Origin of the sequence: Providencia sp. PROV130 (assembly GCF_028482225.1) — a bacterium.
Taxonomy (GTDB): Bacteria; Pseudomonadota; Gammaproteobacteria; order Enterobacterales; family Enterobacteriaceae; genus Providencia; species Providencia rettgeri.
The window spans coordinates 1-1,188 of sequence record NZ_JAMPQC010000078.1 but is presented as its reverse complement, the minus strand read 5'-3'; the positions used below and the strand labels follow the sequence as shown (position 1 = coordinate 1,188).

1 protein-coding gene is annotated in these 1,188 nt (G+C 47.0%); it reads left to right on the top strand.

The genetic code is table 11. The features are described 5' to 3' along the window. Positions 1-1,184 (top strand): elongation factor Tu (tuf, locus tag PSF28_RS23595; RefSeq protein WP_094963257.1); only part of this gene is annotated, 1,184 nt, incomplete at its 5' end. Positions 1,185-1,188: the final 4 nt, after the last annotated feature.

The window sequence follows — 1,188 nt, the reverse complement described above, 5'->3', positions numbered from 1 at the left end:
TGTCTAAAGAAAAATTTGAACGTTCAAAACCGCACGTTAACGTTGGTACTATCGGCCACGTTGACCACGGTAAAACTACTCTGACAGCAGCTATCACTACTGTTCTGGCTAAAACTTACGGCGGTTCTGCTCGTGCATTCGACCAAATCGATAACGCACCAGAAGAAAAAGCGCGTGGTATCACTATCTCTACTTCACACGTAGAATACGATACTCCAACTCGCCACTACGCACACGTAGACTGCCCAGGACACGCCGACTATGTTAAAAACATGATCACTGGTGCTGCACAGATGGACGGTGCAATCCTGGTTGTTGCTGCGACTGATGGCCCAATGCCACAAACTCGTGAGCACATCCTGTTAGGTCGTCAGGTTGGTGTTCCTTACATCATCGTGTTCCTGAACAAATGTGACATGGTAGACGACGAAGAGCTGTTGGAATTAGTTGAAATGGAAGTTCGTGAACTTCTGTCTCAATACGATTTCCCAGGCGACGACACTCCAGTTGTTCGTGGTTCAGCTCTGAAAGCGCTGGAAGGCAACCCAGAGTGGGAAGCGAAAATTGTTGAATTAGCAGGCCATCTGGATACTTACATCCCAGAGCCAGAGCGTGCAATTGACAAGCCATTCCTGCTGCCAATCGAAGACGTATTCTCAATCTCAGGTCGTGGTACAGTAGTAACAGGCCGTGTTGAGCGTGGTATCATCAAAGTTGGTGAAGAAGTTGAAATCGTTGGTATTCAAGACACGGTTAAAACAACTTGTACTGGCGTTGAAATGTTCCGTAAACTGCTTGACGAAGGTCGTGCGGGTGAGAACGTTGGTGTTCTGCTGCGTGGTACTAAGCGTGAAGAAATTCAACGTGGTCAAGTACTGGCAAAACCAGGTTCAATCAAGCCACACACTAAATTCGAATCAGAAGTTTATATTCTGAGCAAAGATGAAGGTGGTCGTCACACTCCATTCTTCAAAGGTTACCGTCCACAGTTCTACTTCCGTACAACTGACGTAACTGGTACTATCGAACTGCCAGAAGGCGTAGAGATGGTAATGCCAGGTGATAACATCAACATGATCGTTACCCTGATCCACCCAATCGCGATGGACGACGGTTTACGTTTCGCAATCCGTGAAGGTGGCCGTACTGTAGGTGCGGGTGTTGTTGCAAAAATTATTGCATAATACC